The sequence below is a fragment of the Stenotrophomonas sp. OVS01A genome (genome assembly GCF_019969775.1).
Lineage (GTDB): Bacteria > Pseudomonadota > Gammaproteobacteria > Xanthomonadales > Xanthomonadaceae > Stenotrophomonas > Stenotrophomonas indicatrix.
Genome location: NZ_JAHXYV010000007.1, coordinates 27263 through 41430, shown reverse-complemented (window position 1 = coordinate 41430; position 14168 = coordinate 27263). Strand labels below are relative to the sequence as shown.

General features: G+C 67.0%; 12 protein-coding genes. 8 read left to right on the top strand and 4 right to left on the bottom strand.

The window, feature by feature from the left end; all coding sequences use genetic code 11:
- Positions 1-19 precede the first annotated feature (19 nt).
- A complete protein-coding gene (locus LC407_RS18525; RefSeq protein ID WP_025877855.1) occupies positions 20-1318 on the bottom strand; it encodes a nucleoside transporter C-terminal domain-containing protein in 1299 nt (432 codons plus the stop codon).
- Between the two features lie 193 nt (positions 1319-1511).
- On the opposite strand from LC407_RS18525, the gene LC407_RS18520 reads away from it, so the two are divergent.
- The 5 genes from LC407_RS18520 (at position 1512) to LC407_RS18500 (ending at position 6820) form a co-directional block, all read left to right on the top strand.
- A complete protein-coding gene (locus LC407_RS18520) occupies positions 1512-2483 on the top strand; it encodes an aldo/keto reductase (RefSeq protein ID WP_025877856.1) in 972 nt (323 codons plus the stop codon).
- Positions 2484-2671: 188 nt separating this feature from the next.
- The gene (locus LC407_RS18515) at positions 2672-2866 is read left to right on the top strand and encodes a hemin uptake protein HemP (protein WP_005412278.1); all 195 of its coding nucleotides are present in this window, start codon (positions 2672-2674) and stop codon (positions 2864-2866) included.
- A 152-nt stretch (positions 2867-3018) separates the two neighbouring features.
- A complete protein-coding gene (locus LC407_RS18510) occupies positions 3019-5205 on the top strand; it encodes a TonB-dependent hemoglobin/transferrin/lactoferrin family receptor (protein ID WP_025877865.1) in 2187 nt (728 codons plus the stop codon).
- 4 nt (positions 5206-5209) lie between these two features.
- On the top strand, positions 5210-5812 hold the full coding sequence (locus LC407_RS18505; protein WP_025877867.1) for a hypothetical protein: 603 nt from the start codon (positions 5210-5212) through the stop codon (positions 5810-5812).
- Between the two features lie 72 nt (positions 5813-5884).
- Complete coding sequence (locus LC407_RS18500) at positions 5885-6820, top strand: DUF6607 family protein (protein WP_025877869.1); 936 nt, start codon at positions 5885-5887, stop codon at positions 6818-6820.
- A gap of 268 nt (positions 6821-7088) precedes the next feature.
- Here LC407_RS18500 and LC407_RS18495 read toward each other — a convergent pair whose 3' ends face one another.
- Positions 7089-9602 (bottom strand): FtsX-like permease family protein, encoded by a 2514-nt coding sequence (locus LC407_RS18495; protein ID WP_223483377.1) that lies wholly within the window; start codon positions 9600-9602, stop codon positions 7089-7091.
- The gene (locus LC407_RS18490) at positions 9599-10246 is read right to left on the bottom strand and encodes an ATP-binding cassette domain-containing protein (RefSeq protein WP_059066070.1); all 648 of its coding nucleotides are present in this window, start codon (positions 10244-10246) and stop codon (positions 9599-9601) included. Before LC407_RS18490 ends, LC407_RS18495 begins: the two co-directional genes overlap by 4 nt.
- 75 nt (positions 10247-10321) lie before the next feature.
- On the opposite strand from LC407_RS18490, the gene LC407_RS18485 reads away from it, so the two are divergent.
- From LC407_RS18485 to LC407_RS18475, 3 genes are all read left to right on the top strand, one after another.
- On the top strand, positions 10322-10969 hold the full coding sequence (locus tag LC407_RS18485) for an arylesterase (protein WP_025877872.1): 648 nt from the start codon (positions 10322-10324) through the stop codon (positions 10967-10969).
- A 90-nt stretch (positions 10970-11059) separates the two neighbouring features.
- A complete protein-coding gene (locus tag LC407_RS18480; protein WP_002811889.1) occupies positions 11060-11773 on the top strand; it encodes a response regulator transcription factor in 714 nt (237 codons plus the stop codon).
- Between the two features lie 150 nt (positions 11774-11923).
- Positions 11924-13195 carry a HAMP domain-containing sensor histidine kinase gene (locus tag LC407_RS18475; RefSeq protein ID WP_032974932.1) on the top strand — a complete coding sequence of 424 codons (1272 nt, stop codon included), beginning with the start codon at positions 11924-11926 and terminating at the stop codon, positions 13193-13195.
- 151 nt (positions 13196-13346) lie between these two features.
- Here LC407_RS18475 and LC407_RS18470 read toward each other — a convergent pair whose 3' ends face one another.
- Entirely contained in the window at positions 13347-14045 is a 699-nt protein-coding gene (locus LC407_RS18470) for an SGNH/GDSL hydrolase family protein (RefSeq protein WP_223483375.1), read from the bottom strand.
- Between the last annotated feature and the right edge of the window lie 123 nt (positions 14046-14168).

The following is a 14168-nucleotide window of genomic DNA, read 5'->3' as shown; positions in this document are numbered from 1 at the left end:
CTGTTCTCGAAACTAGGGTTCAGCTGAAATGCGTCAGCACGCCGGCGATGGTAGCCGTCATGAAGGTGGCGATGGTACCGCCCAGCACCGCGCGCAGGCCGAACTTGGCCAGATCGTGGCGGCGTTCAGGTGCCAACCCGCCGATGCCGCCAATCTGGATCGCGATCGAACTGAAATTGGCGAAGCCACACAGCGCGTAGGTGGCGATCAGGCGACCTTCGTCGGACAGGCTCATGCCCGGCACCTGGCCATTCACGATCTTCGACAGTTCGGTGTAGGCGACGAACTCGTTGATCACGACCTTCTGGCCGATCAGCGAACCGACGGTGGTGGCGTCGGCCCACGGCGTGCCGATCACCCAGGCGATCGGGGCCAGCACGTAACCGAAGATGGTCGACAGGTCGGTCGGCTTGCCGATCGCAGCCGCCAGGCCGGTCACTTCACCGATCCAGGTCAGCGGCGCATTGAGCAGGGCGATCAGGGCGATGAAGGCCAGCAGCATCGCACCGATGTTCAGGGCCAGCTTCAGGCCGTCACCGGCGCCGGCGGCGGCGGCGTCGATGATGTTGCTGGAGGTCTTCTCCACTTCCATCTTGACCGTGCCGCGGGTCAGCGGGGTGCCGGTTTCCGGAATCAGCAGCTTGGCCACGACCAGGGTGGCCGGGGCCGCCATGATGCTGGCCGCCAGCAGGTGCTTGGCGTAGAACGCCTGCTGCACCGGATCGCCGCCGCCCAGCATGCCCACGTACGCGGCAAGCACGCCGCCGGCGATGTGGGCCATGCCGCCGATCATCATCGTCAGCAGCTCGGACTGGGTCATCTTGGCGATGTACGGACGCACCGTCAGCGGCGCCTCGGTCTGGCCGATGAACACGCTGGCGCAGACGCTGGTGGTTTCCGCACCGGACACGCGCATCACCTTGGTGATCGACCAGGCCATCACCCGCACGATCGCCTGCATGACGTTGAGGTGGTACATGACCCCCATCAGCGCCGAGAAGAAGATGATCGTCGGCAGCACCTGGAAGGCGAAGATGAAACCGTAGTTCTTGACGTCCATCAACGAGCCGAAGATGAACTTCGAACCTTCGTTGACGAAGCTCAGCACTTTCACGAAGCCCTGGCCCAGCGCATCGAACACGTCGCGCCCGCCCGGTACCAGGATCACCAGTGCCGCAAAAGCGATCTGCAGGGTGATGCCGGTGGCGACCAGCTTCCAGTCCACCGCGCGCTTGTTGTTGGAAAACAGCCAGGTGATGCCGATCAGCACCGCCAAACCGAACAGGCCGAAGCCGATCCTGCCCAAACCTTCGACCATCTGAGTGACTCCCCTGGGGCGTCGCGAAAAACGGGAAGCCTAGTGCAGGGCAGGGGCCGGAGCAAGGAAAAGCCGTCTGCGCGCGGCCATCGGCTCCGATCAGGCCAGCAACAGCAAGGGGTTGCGCCTGCCGGGACAGGTAGAATGGTGGCTTGATCCCGGCCCGTATGCGGGCCCGCAGCAGGAGAATCGCATGCTCTACCGTCGCCTTGGCTCCACCGGCCTGCCGATGTCCGCCCTGTCCTTCGGCGCCTGGGTGACCTTCGGCGACCAGGTGCCGCGCGACGAGGCGCGCAACCTGGTGGCGGCGGCCTGGGACCATGGCATCAACTTCTTCGACAACGCCGAGGGCTATGCCAACGGCCGCGCCGAGCAGGTGATGGGCGATGTGATGGCCGACCTGCGCCTGCCGCGCGATGGCTTCTGTGTGTCCAGCAAAGTGTTCTTCGGCAGTGCCAAGGACCCCCGGCCCACCCAGCGCGGCCTGTCGCGCAAGCATGTGACCGACGCCTGCCATGCTGCGCTCAAGCGCCTGCGGGTGGACTACCTGGACCTTTATTACTGTCATCGTCCGGATCCGGACGCGCCGATCGCTGAGACGGTGCATGCCATGGACACCCTGGTCCGGCAGGGCAAGGTGCTGTACTGGGGCACGTCGGAATGGTCGGCCAACCAGATCCAGGAGGCGGTGGACATCGCCGCGCGCCACAACCTGCAGGCGCCGTCGATGGAGCAGCCGCAGTACAACCTGCTGCACCGTCAGCGCGTGGAAGTGGAGTACGCGCCGCTGTATGCCACCGCCGGACTGGGCACCACGATCTTCTCGCCGCTGGCCTCGGGCCTGCTGAGCGGCAAGTACGACGATGGCGTCCCGGCCGATGCGCGCCTGGGCCGCGAAGGCATGGGCTGGCTGCAGGACCTGGTGCTGGGCGACAACGCCGATGAGCGTTTGGCCCGGGTGCGCCGCTTCAGTGCGGTGGCCCGCGAGCTGGGTCACGCCCCGGCCAGCCTGGCCATCGCCTGGTGCCTGCGCAATCCCAACGTCTCCAGCGTGATCCTCGGCGCCAGCCGGGTCAGCCAGCTGCTGCAGAACCTGCAGGCGCTGGACGTGCTGGCGCAGGTGGACGACGCCGGCTGGGCGCAGGTGGAAGCCGTATTCGCCTGAGGAACGGGGACAGGGGGCAGGGCCGAACCCGCGCCCTCCCGCGCCCAGGCGGGCCCATTTCAATAGATGGTAGCTATCGAATTTTAAATTTCGATCATTAATTCCATCAATGAAGTTGAGAATGGTTGTTGATTGTCAACTGAGAATCATTATCATTTAACTCGTCCCTCGCACGAGTCCAGATGCTCATGAATGCTCAACCTGTACTGCTGCGCCCCGAAACGCTGACCCTCCGCGACCGCCCGGTGCGTGTCGTGCCGCCGGAAGAGGTCATCGACAGCGAAGCCCTGCTCAAGGGCCGTCGTGAAATCCTGATCCAGCACGGTGACCGCTTCTACCGTCTGCGTCATACCAGCAACGACAAGCTGATCCTGACCAAGTAACGCGGTCTGGTCGCCTGCCTCCCTCCCTCCTGTCGGCAGCGCCGGCAGGGTGGGCGACCCGTCCGCTCCTGCTCTCTCCCCCTCGGTCTACCGTTCATGCCTGTCTGGCGTGGCGGTGGCCGGGGGTTCCCCTGCCTGACCGAACGATGCCGATGACCCGCCCGACTGCCCTTTCCATTGCCCTGTGGATGGCTCTGCCGCTGTCCGCCCACGCTGCTGCCGATGCTGCGCCCGACGCGCGCGAATTCGATCGCGTGCAGGTCACCGCCACCCGTACCGAACGTGCGGTCAGCGATGTCGCCGCCACCGTCGATGTGATCGACCGCGAGCAGATGGACCGGCAGCTGGTGCAGGACATCAAGGATCTGGTCCGCTACGAGCCGGGGCTGTCGGTCAGCCGCAGTGCCACCCGTTTCGGCCTCGGCAGCATCCGCATCCGCGGCCTGGATGGCAATCGCGTACGCATCCAGACCGATGGCATCGCCATGCCGACCAGCTTCAACATCGGTTCGTTCTCCAACGCCAACCGCAACTTCACCGACCTGGACACGCTCAAGCGCGTCGAGATCGTGCGCGGGCCGGCGAGTTCGCTGTACGGCTCGGACGCACTTGGCGGCGTGGTTGCCTTCGTCACCAAGGATCCGGCTGATTACCTCAAGGATGGCAAGGACAGCTACGTCGGCCTGAAATTCGGCTACGACGGCGAGTGGAAGGGCCTGCTCGGCGGCGTCACCAGTGCCTTCGGTGGCGAACACTGGAGCGGCATGGTCAACATCAACCACCGCCAGGGCCAGGAAACCGACAACAAGGGCGATGTGCGCAGCAATGACAACACGCGCACCGCGGCCAACCCGCAGGACCGCGATGGTCGCAGCGGCCTGGCCAAGCTGGTCTATGCGCCCAGCGAAGACCAGCGTTTCCGCCTGACCGTGGAAGGCAACGAAGACAACACCGATACCGACGTGCTGTCCTCGATCGACCGCACCACCACCACCGGCATGAAGGCGCGCGACAAGCAGAACCGCACCCGCGTGTCCTTCGCCCACGAGATGGATGCGCTGGACAAGGGCTTCGCCGACAGCCTGCACTGGCAGGTCTACACGCAGGACAGCGAAACCACGCAGCGCACCGATGAGGCGCGCGCCAACGGCAGCCGCCGCCATCGCGAGTTCAGTTTCGACCAGCGCGTATATGGCCTGCAGGCGGTGTTCAACAAGGCCTTCAGCACCGGCAGCGTCGAACACGCGCTGACCTATGGCTTCGATGGCGCCCGCACCGAGATCCGCCAGAAGCGCGATGGCTACCAGGTCAGCAATCGTGGCGTGGTCAGCACGACGATCCTGCCCGACGCGTTCCCCGTGCGCGATTTCCCGATCAGCAAGACCACCGAGCTGGGCCTGTACGCGCAGGATGAAATGCGCCTGGCCGATGGCAGGCTCTCGCTGGTGCCGGGCGTGCGCGTGGACCGCTACGAACTGAAGCCGGACGTGGACAGCATCTTCGCCGAGGACAACCCCGGCGTGGCCGTGTCGGAGCTGAAGAAGACCAGCGTGTCGCCGAAGTTCGGCCTGGTCTATCGCTTCACCGACGAGTGGTCGCTGTTTGCCGGTTACTCGCGTGGTTTCCGCTCGCCGCCGTACAACGACGTCAACCTCGGCTTCACCAATTTCGCTTTCGGCTATACCGCCATTCCCAATCCGGACCTGAAGCCGGAAACCAGCGATGGCGTTGAGCTGGGCCTGCGCTTCCTGTCGCCGGCGGCGTACGTGAGCGTGAGCGGCTACTACAACGACTACAAGGACTTCATCGAGTCGCAGACGCTGGTGGGTACGAACCCGCAGGGCCTGATGGTGTTCCAGTCGCGCAACATCGCCGACGCACGCATCTACGGCGCCGAACTGAAGGCCGGCGTCGACTTCGGCCAGATCCGTCCCGCACTGCAGGGCTGGGCGCTGCGCAGTGCGGTGGCGTGGTCGCGCGGCGACAACAAGACCGAAGACACGCCGCTGGATTCGGTCGATCCGCTGCGCGGCACCGTCGGCCTGATGTACGACACCGATACCTGGGGAGTTGAACTGGCAGGCACCTTCGTCAAGCGCAAGGACCGGCTGGCCAGCACCACCACCTATCGCCCGGCGGGCTATGGCGTGGCCGACCTGATGGCGCACTGGAACTTCGCCCCGGGCGCCACCTTCAACGTCGGTGTCTTCAACCTGGGTGACAAGCGTTACATCGACTGGTCCAACGTCGGCTCGACCCTGTCGGCCACCAGTACCGTTCTGGACCGCTATACCAGCCCCGGCCGCACCCTGTCGGCCAGCCTTGCCGTGTCCTGGTGATCCCATGAGCCGAGCCCTGTCCGCGCGCCGCCCGCCGTCCTCCCTGTCGCGTTCGTCGCCGCGGGCCTGGCCTGCGCCGGCACAGCTGGCAGCGCTCGGCACGGTGTTGTGCCTGTATCACGCCGATGGCAACGAGCTGGGCGGTTGGCGCCAGGCGGTATCGGTGCATGCCTGCCAGGGCGTGGACAGCGAGGGCCTGCGCGAAAGCCTGTGCTTCCTCGATGCACGAGGCCGTTGCGTGTGGCGCCTGTACCTGTTGCCGGACAGCGATTTCCTGGCCTGGGACCGGCTGGTGGCGACGCTGCCGCCGGGTCCTTCGCACGATAGTGATGGCAGCGTCGGTGAACGCCTGTGGCGGCGCCTGGCCGGGCATCTGGGCGGACAACGCTGGCGTCTGTGCACGCTGCGCCTGCACGCCGCCGACGAGGGCCGGACCCTGGCCGCCAGCCTGTCCACGCTGTCGTCGCTCGGTGCCGCCACCGCGCGCCGCATCGCACGCATGGAAGGCGCCGAAGGCGAACTGGCGATCGACGACTGCTGCTGCGCCGACGCCGCACGCCGCCCTGCCGCGCGCGCTCCCGGCGACCTGCCGCTGGTACGGCTGTGACCTGATTGCGATGGATTGCCTGCCGGCCAGGATGGCCTTTCCACGAAACCTGCAACCCCGAAGGAAGACCCGATGAAGTTCCAGACAGCCAGCGTGATGGTGCTGCTCGCCGCCAGTGGCGCCGCCAGCGCGCAGCCCTCCGACATCGCCCGCGACCATGACAGCATCCTCGCCATGCAGGGTGAGTACACGGTGGATTTCGCCTTCGATGAGACCGTGCTGCTGAAGCCGGGCTACGAGCGCGCGCCGGCCATGCGCAGCGGTGGCAACGAAGTGGTGATCGTGGTCGAGGACACGCCGAAGCGCATCGTGCTGCAGCACCTGCTGCTGGACGAGAAGAGCGGCCACGTGACCAAGCACTGGCGGCAGGACTGGGTGTATGAAGCGCCGAACCGCTTCGAGTTCAGCGCCGACCAGACCTGGCAGGTGCGCACGATCGCGGCTGCAACCAACCAGGGCGCCTGGACCCAGTGCGTGTACGAAGTCAGCGATGCGCCGCGCTACTGCGGCACCGGCACGTGGACCTACCTCAACAACGTGCCGACCTGGACCAGTGACATCAGCTGGCGGCCGCTGCCACGCCGCGAGTACACCAAGCGCAGCGATTACAACGCGCTGGCCGTGGTCAACCGCCACACCCTGACCCCGAACGGCTGGACCCACGAGCAGTTCAACACCAAGGTGCAGCGCAACGCGGATGGCAGCCAGGTGGAAATCGCCCGCGAATTCGGCTTCAACGACTACATCAGGACCACCGAGGTCGACTTCACCCCGGCGCGCGATTACTGGAAGGCCACCGCCGGTTACTGGAGCAAGGTGCGCCAGCGCTGGGACGGTTTCCTGACCCAGGCCCCGGGCGTGCACCTGAAGACCAAGCTCGACGGCATGGCGATGATCATCCCGTTGTTCACCCAGGCCGAGGACGTGCAGGCCGGCAAGAAGGTGAAGGACGCGCAGATCGACGAAGTCTTCGCCAAGTACGTGGAAAAGGCGCCGAAGGAAGGTTGATCGGCGCGCTGCGGGTGCCGGATGCGCACTGCACGGCATCCACGCATGGCGTGGATCTACCGGACGTGCGCTGCTCTGGTGGGTGCCGAGCTTGCTCGGCACGCTCTCCGGCGGCGATTGCACCCGGCATCCACGCATGGCGTGGATCTACTGGGACCATCGGCACTGCATCCACGCATGGCGTGGATCTACCTGCTTGCGTGGCCGGATCTACTGGGCTCGCTGGTAGATCCACACCATGCGTGGATGCCTTTGCCACAGAACAGCGTCAGGCCTCGCGCAGCGCCAATGCCGGTGGCGTGTGCAGGATCCGCCGGGTCCCCAGCCAGCCGGCCAGCAGGCTCAGCGCGATGCCGAGCAGGCCACCCAGCAGCAGGCCCGGCCACGGCGGCAGCAGCGGCAGTTCGAACACCTTCTGCGACACCGCTACGCCGATCACCGCTGCCGCGCCCACCGCCAGCAGCGCCGCCAGCGCGCCCAGCGCACCGAATTCCACCAGCACCGCGCCACGCAGCTGGCGCCGCGTCGCACCCAGCGTGCGCAGCACCGCGCTGTCATAGCGTCGCTCGCCCGCCGTTGCTTGCAGCGCCGCCAGCAGCACCAGCACGCCGGCCAGCAGACTGAACACCATCACCAGCTGCACCGCCTGCGCCACCCGTTCCATCACATCGCGTACCTGCGAGATCACCGCATCCACGTCCAGCAGCGAGAGGTTGGGCTGCGCACGCACCAGGGCACCCAGTCCCGCCGATCGGCCGGCCGGGAGATGGAATGCCGACAGCAGGTTGTGCGGTGTATCGCCCACCGCGTTCGGGTTCAACAACACGAAGAAGTTCGGCCGGAAGGTATTCCAGTCGGCCTTGCGCACGCTGGTGACGCTGAACTCGCGCTGCTGCTCGCCCACCGCTATGGTGATGCGGTCACCGGGATACACGCCGTAGCGCTTGGCCCAGCCGATCTCCACGGATGCCTCCGCGGCGGTGCTGTCCGGCTTCCAGAACGTGCCGTTGACCAGCGTATTGGCCGGCGGGAACGTGCTGCGCCAACTGAAGTTCAGCGGCCGGTTCTCGTCATCGTCGTCGCGCTGTCCTTCACCCTGCGGCTGATTGTCGTCGGCCGGCGTGCGATCCACTCGCAGCGGCGGTTTGCCGTTGATCGCGATCAGGCGGCCGGTGGCCATCGGTTCGATGCTGGCATCGTGCGCACCCAGGCCCTGCAGGGTCGCCAGCACGCTGTCGCGCTGCTCGGGCTGGATGTTGATCAGGAAATAATTGGGCGTGTCCGCAGGCAGGCGCTCGCGCCACTGCTGCAGCAGGCCGGGGCCGATCACCGCCAGCAACAGTAGGGCGCACAGCGACAGTGACAGGCCCACCAGCTGCATCACCGCCAGCATCCGCCGCCGCGTCAGCGCTGCCAGGCCCAACCGCCAGTTGCCGTGCAGGCGGTGCTGCAGGCCACGCAGCAGCTGCAGCAGCAGGAACCCGACCACGCCCGCGGCCACCGCCAGCCCGGCCAGGCCACCCAGCACCCACAGCGCCAGTTTCAGATCGCCGGTGACCTGCACCGCCAGTACCAGGCTGGCCGCCAGCGCAGCCACATAGGCCAGCAGCGAGGCCGGCGGCAAGGCTGCGAACGAACGGTTGAACACGCGCATCGGCGGCACGCCACGCAGGCGCAGCAGCGGTGGCAGTCCGAAGCCGAACAGCAGCAACAGGCCGATTCCCGCGCCGGTCAGCGCAGGCATGGCTTCGGGCAGCGGCAGGCGTTGCGGCACCAGGCTACCCAGTACCTGCACCAGTCCTTCCTGTGCCGCCATGCCCAGGCCGATGCCGATCGCACACGCCGGCACCGCCAGCATCAGCAGCTGCAGGGCCAAGCCGGCCAGGATGTCGCGCTGGCGTGCACCCAGGCAGCGCAGGATCGCCACCTGGTCGATGCGACGCAGCGCGAACCGGTTGGCCGCCAGTGCGGTGGCAACGCCGGCCAGCAGCACCGCCAGCAGCGCGCTCAGGCCGAGGAAACGACCGGCCAGGTCGAAGGCCTGGCGCACACCGCGCTGGGTATCGTTCACGCTGAGCAGGCGCATGCCTTTTACCTGCGGCAGCAGCCATTGCCGGAATGACGCGATGTCGGCGGCAGGGCCGGCGAACATCACCCGGTAATTGATGCGGCTGCCGGGGCCGAGCAGGCCGGTGCCTTCCACATCGGCGCGGTTGACCAGCAGGGTCGGCGACAGCGTCAGCAGGTCGCCACCGGCATCCGGTTCCGATTCGATGATGCCGGCGATGCGCAGCGTGCCCGCACCGAATTCCAGATCGTCGCCGGCCTTCAGGCCCAGTGCCTGCAGCAGGCGTGGGTCGGCATAGGCCTGGCCCTTGGCCGGCATTCCGGCATCGGCGATCAGCGCGCCGCCGGGCGTGGCACGCACGCGCAGCGCGCCGCGCAGGGGGTAGCCCGCTTCCACGGCCTTGATGCTGGCCATCTGGCTGGCATCGCCCTGGAACAGCACGCTGCCGAAGCTGGCCAGCCGCGTATGCGCCAGGCCGCGTCGCTGCGCCTCCTCAGCGAACGCGGCGGGCGGGTCATCGCGGCCGGCAACACCGAGGTCGCCGCCGAGCATTTCCGCCGCGCTGCCGGTCAATGCCAGGTTGACCCGGTTCACCAGCGTGCCCACCGCCGTCATCACCGCCACGCCCAGTACCAGGGCGGCGAACACGGTCAGCAGGTCACCTGCCAGGGCCTCGCGGCGCAGCGCGCGCCACGCATGCCGCAGCAGGTTCATGCGTCCACTCCATGTTCCACCGGCTGCAGGCGGCCGTTGTCGATGCGATGGATGTACTGGCAGCGCTGCGCCAGGCGCAGGTCGTGGGTGACCAGCACCAGCGTGGTACCGCTGCCGGCATTGAGTTCGAACAGCAGATCGCTGATGTGCTGGCCGGTGGCCTGGTCCAGTGAACCGGTGGGTTCGTCGGCGAACAGGATGCGCGGGCGGCTGACGAATGCCCGGGCAAGGGCGACACGCTGCTGCTCACCGCCGGACAACTGCCGCGGATAGTGGCGGGCGCGATGCGAGAGCCCGACCGCAGCCAGCACCTCGTCCACCCGCGTGCGGTCCTCGCGCCCGGCCAGTTCCAGCGGCAGCGCGATGTTCTCGGCCGCCGTCAGCGCCGGCAGCAGATGGAAGCTCTGGAAGACGAAGCCGACGTCGCGCGCGCGCAGCTGTGCACGCGCTTCTTCGTCCAGTGCCGTCAGATCCTGGCCCGCCAGCGCGATGCGGCCACGGCTGGGCAGGTCCAGCCCGGCCAGCAGGCCGAGCAGGGTGGTCTTGCCGGAACCAGAGGCGCCGACGATGGCCACGCTGGTGCCTTCATGGACGGTCAGGGTGATGTTGTCCAGTATGTGGACTTCACCCTCCGGGCCATGCACGGATTTGCCGACCTGGTCGACGGCGATGGCGACGGGCGCGCTGCGGGGGGACAGGCTGTCGATGAGGAGACTCCAATGCACAAGACGGAATGGAGCCGGCAAGCCGGCGCAATGATGATGCTGCTGCTAGGGTTGCTGCTGTTGCCGGTACTGGCGTGTGCCAAAGGTCCGGGCGGCGGTACCGTGCTGGTGCTCGGTGACAGCCTCAGTGCCGCCCACAATATCCCGGCCGATGCCGGCTGGGTCAGCCTGCTGCAGCAGCGGGTCAGGCAGCAGTCGAAAACCCCGCCGCGCATCGTCAACGCCAGCATGAGCGGGGAAACCACTGCTGGCGCGCTGACCCGCCTGCCGGGCCTGCTTGGCCGGGAGAAGCCCACGGTGGTGGTGATCGCCCTCGGTGGCAACGATGCGCTGCGCGGGCTGACCCCGGCGCAGGTGCAGGGCAACCTGGAGAAGATGGTGCAGGCCAGCCAGAAGGCCGGTGCCAAGGTGCTGCTGCTGGGCATCGACGTGCCGCCCAACTATGGGGCGGGCTACCGCCAGCGCCTGGCTGCGGCGTACCGGGCACTGGCCACGCAGTACAAGGTGCCGTTGCTGCCGTTCCTGCTGGAAGGCGTGGCCCTGCAGCCCGGCTTGATGCAGGCCGACGGCCTGCATCCCACCGCCCAAGCGCAGCCGAAGGTGCTGGACAACGTCTGGCCGCTGCTGAAACCGCTGCTGTGAGCACGCCATCTTCTTTTCATTGACGCAACTTCACATCGCGTGCACCGTCGATCGGGCATGTTTCACAAAGCTGAAGAAAGAGGGATTCTCATGCGTCAGACGAAGGAGACTTCCGGCTTGGTGCTGGTGGTCGAAGACAACCGCAATATCTCCGAGATGATCGGTGAATACCTGGAAGGCCGTGGCTTCGAGGTCGACTATGCGCAGGATGGCCTGGACGGCTACCGTCTGGCTGCCGAGAACAGCTACGACGTCGTCGTGCTGGACCTCATGCTGCCGCGGCTGGATGGCATCGAAGTGTGCCGCCGGCTGCGCAACGATGCGCGCAAGTCGACCCCGGTGCTGATGCTGACCGCGCGCGACACGCTGGATGACAAGCTCACCGGGCTTGGCTTTGGTGCCGACGATTACCTGACCAAGCCGTTCGCGATCCAGGAACTGGAAGCCCGCCTGCGCGCGCTGATCCGCCGCGAACGTCGCCAGGTGGGTTCGGAAGTGCTCAAGGTCGCCGACCTGGTGCTCGATCCGGTCAGCATGCGTGCCACCCGTGCCGGCACCGAGCTGCAGCTGTCGCCGATCGGCCTGCGCCTGCTGACCATCCTGATGCGTGAATCGCCGCGTGTGGTCACCCGCCAGGAAATCGAGCGCGAGATCTGGGGCAACGGCCTGCCTGATTCGGACACGTTGCGCAGCCATCTGTACAACCTGCGCAAGATCATCGACAAGCCGTTCGATCGGCCGCTGCTGCACACCGTGCAGAGCGCGGGCTATCGCATCGCCGATATCGCCCAGCCGATGGCCTGATCGACGTCGTGCCGGTGTTGCAGCAGAACCGGCACGGCCGTGGTCGGCAGGGAAGGGGTGCACGTTCCGGATACCGGGTCGTCATCGTCCATGCACGATCACGGCACAGCGCGCTGCCTATAATCGCAGCGCTCTGACCGGGACACCGCAATGCCGCACGGCCTGCCGCGCAAGATCCGTATCGCTTTCATCCTGCAAGCCGTGCTGGCCAGCCTGGGTATCCTGCTGGGTGCCTGGCTGGTTTCGCTGGTGATCAAGCACAGCCTGGTGGGCGCTGCCCTGCGCGAAGAAGCGGCGTACTACTGGACACTGCACGAGGCCTCGCCCGTGCAGCCGCCACCCAATACCCAGAACATCCGTGGCTACCTGCTGGAACGCGGGCAGTCCAGCCTGTCACTGCCGGCCAACCTGCGCACGTTGGAACCGGGTTTCCACGAACTGCCCGACGACGATCAGCTGGTGCTGGTCGACGCCCGCGAAGAGGGGCGCCTGTACCTGGTGTTCCTGCGCTCGCGCGCGGAGATGCTGGCGTTCTGGTTCGGCATCGTGCCGGTGCTGCTGACCCTGCTGGCGGTATATGGCGCCTCCTGGATCACCTACCGTGCCTCCAAACGCCTGGTATCGCCGGTGAACTGGCTGGCGCGCCGTGTCTCGCGCTGGGATCCGGGCCATCCGGAAGCGGCCGACCTGGAGCCGAACAAGCTGCCGGCGGACATGCAGGGCGAGACCCGGCAACTTGCGGCGGCGCTGCATTCGCTGGCCAACCGGGTCACCGCGCACGTGGCGCGCGAGCGCAACTTCACCCGTGATGCCAGCCATGAACTGCGCACGCCGCTGACCGTCATCCGCGTGGCCAGCGACATGGCGCTGGGCGATGAAAGCCTGGAGCCGCGCCTGCGTCGGAGCCTGCAGCGCATCCAGCGTGCCGGGCGGGACATGGAAGCGGTGATCGATGCCTTCCTGATCCTGGCCCGTGAGGCCGACGTCGAGCCGCAGGTGGAACTGTTCGACGTCAACGACATCGTCCGTTACGAAGTGGACAACGCCAACGAGCTGCTGGTGGGACGGCCGCTGGCGGTGCACCTGCACAGCGACGCGGCCGTGCAGCTGCACGCACCGCCGCGGGTGCTGCAGGTGGTGGTCAGCAACCTGGTGCGCAACGCCTGCAGCTATACCGATGAAGGCCGCATCGACGTGCATGTGCACAACGACCGGGTGGTGGTGAGCGATACCGGCATCGGCATGTCCGCTGACGCGCTGTCGCGTGCGTTCGAGCCGTTCTATCGTGCCGATCCCAGCCGACCGCAGGGCACTGGCCTGGGGCTGTCGATCGTGCGCCGCCTGTGTGACCGCTTCGGCTGGAAGGTCAGCCTGGCCAGCGAGCTGGGCAAGGGCACCGAGGCGACGGTGATTTTCCGCTGAGGGCCGCTTGCCACCTCGGTAGTTGCCGACCTTGGTCGGCGCTTTCACTGGGATGCAGGTGGACGCATTCATGCCAACCACGGTTGGCAACTACCGGAGCACGCGCGTTGTCGCGGTGGTGCCGGCCGCTGGCCGGCAACCTCGGGATCAATCAGTTGCAGTTGACCTTCGGCGCCAGCGCCTTGGTCCAGATCGCATAGCCGGCCGGGGTCATGTGCAGCATGTCCTCGCGGAACAACGACGCATCGGGTTGGCCGTCGGCCCCGAGCATCGGTGTGTAGATGTCGGTGTAGCCGGTGTTGGGCAGCTTCGCCAACGCAGCCTTGATCTTCGCGTTGGCGTCGTTGATCGCCGGCAGCAGGTGCGCCCGCGAGGGGCTGGGCTTGATGGAGACGTATTCCACCTTCGTCTGCGGCAGGTCGCGATGCACGCGCTGCACGAAGGCCACCACGTCATCGCGTACCTGGGTTGCGCTGCGGCCGCTGTTGAGGTCGTTGTCGCCGGCGTAGAAGAACACCTTGCACGGCGCGTACGGCACGATGGCCTGGCCGGCGTACCAGGTGCTGTCGCGTACTTCCGAACCTCCGAAGCCGCGGTTGAACACCGGTTGCCCCGGGAAATCCCGGGCCAGGCTGTCCCACATGCGGAAGGACGAGCTGCCGATGAACTCGATGCCACCACGCGGCGGCGGATTGGTCCGGTCGGCGGCGGCGAAGGCGGCGATGTCGGCCTCCCAGGCCACGTTGGAGACCTGCGCAGGGATCTGTGGCGGCGCCGGCGGGCTCAGGGCCTGGGCCAGCGGCGCGGCCAGCAGGCCGAGCAGGATCAGGCAGGTGCGGGGACGGGTCATCAGGCACTCCGGCAGGGCAGGGGTATCCATCATAGAAGCTGGGCTGGCCCCGCGCTTGGCCGCGCTGGGCCGTTTGCGGGGTCGTTCGCAGGGCCTCGCGGCGGGGCGTGCGGGGTGCCATTG

Coding starts and splice junctions, on each gene's coding strand:
- LC407_RS18525 (WP_025877855.1), bottom strand. CDS start 1,318: ATGGTCGAAGGTTTGGGCAGGATCGGCTTCGGCCTGTTCGGTTTGGCG.
- LC407_RS18520 (WP_025877856.1), top strand. CDS start 1,512: ATGCTCTACCGTCGCCTTGGCTCCACCGGCCTGCCGATGTCCGCCCTG.
- LC407_RS18515 (WP_005412278.1), top strand. CDS start 2,672: ATGAATGCTCAACCTGTACTGCTGCGCCCCGAAACGCTGACCCTCCGC.
- LC407_RS18510 (WP_025877865.1), top strand. CDS start 3,019: ATGACCCGCCCGACTGCCCTTTCCATTGCCCTGTGGATGGCTCTGCCG.
- LC407_RS18505 (WP_025877867.1), top strand. CDS start 5,210: ATGAGCCGAGCCCTGTCCGCGCGCCGCCCGCCGTCCTCCCTGTCGCGT.
- LC407_RS18500 (WP_025877869.1), top strand. CDS start 5,885: ATGAAGTTCCAGACAGCCAGCGTGATGGTGCTGCTCGCCGCCAGTGGC.
- LC407_RS18495 (WP_223483377.1), bottom strand. CDS start 9,602: ATGAACCTGCTGCGGCATGCGTGGCGCGCGCTGCGCCGCGAGGCCCTG.
- LC407_RS18485 (WP_025877872.1), top strand. CDS start 10,322: ATGCACAAGACGGAATGGAGCCGGCAAGCCGGCGCAATGATGATGCTG.
- LC407_RS18480 (WP_002811889.1), top strand. CDS start 11,060: ATGCGTCAGACGAAGGAGACTTCCGGCTTGGTGCTGGTGGTCGAAGAC.
- LC407_RS18475 (WP_032974932.1), top strand. CDS start 11,924: ATGCCGCACGGCCTGCCGCGCAAGATCCGTATCGCTTTCATCCTGCAA.
- LC407_RS18470 (WP_223483375.1), bottom strand. CDS start 14,045: ATGACCCGTCCCCGCACCTGCCTGATCCTGCTCGGCCTGCTGGCCGCG.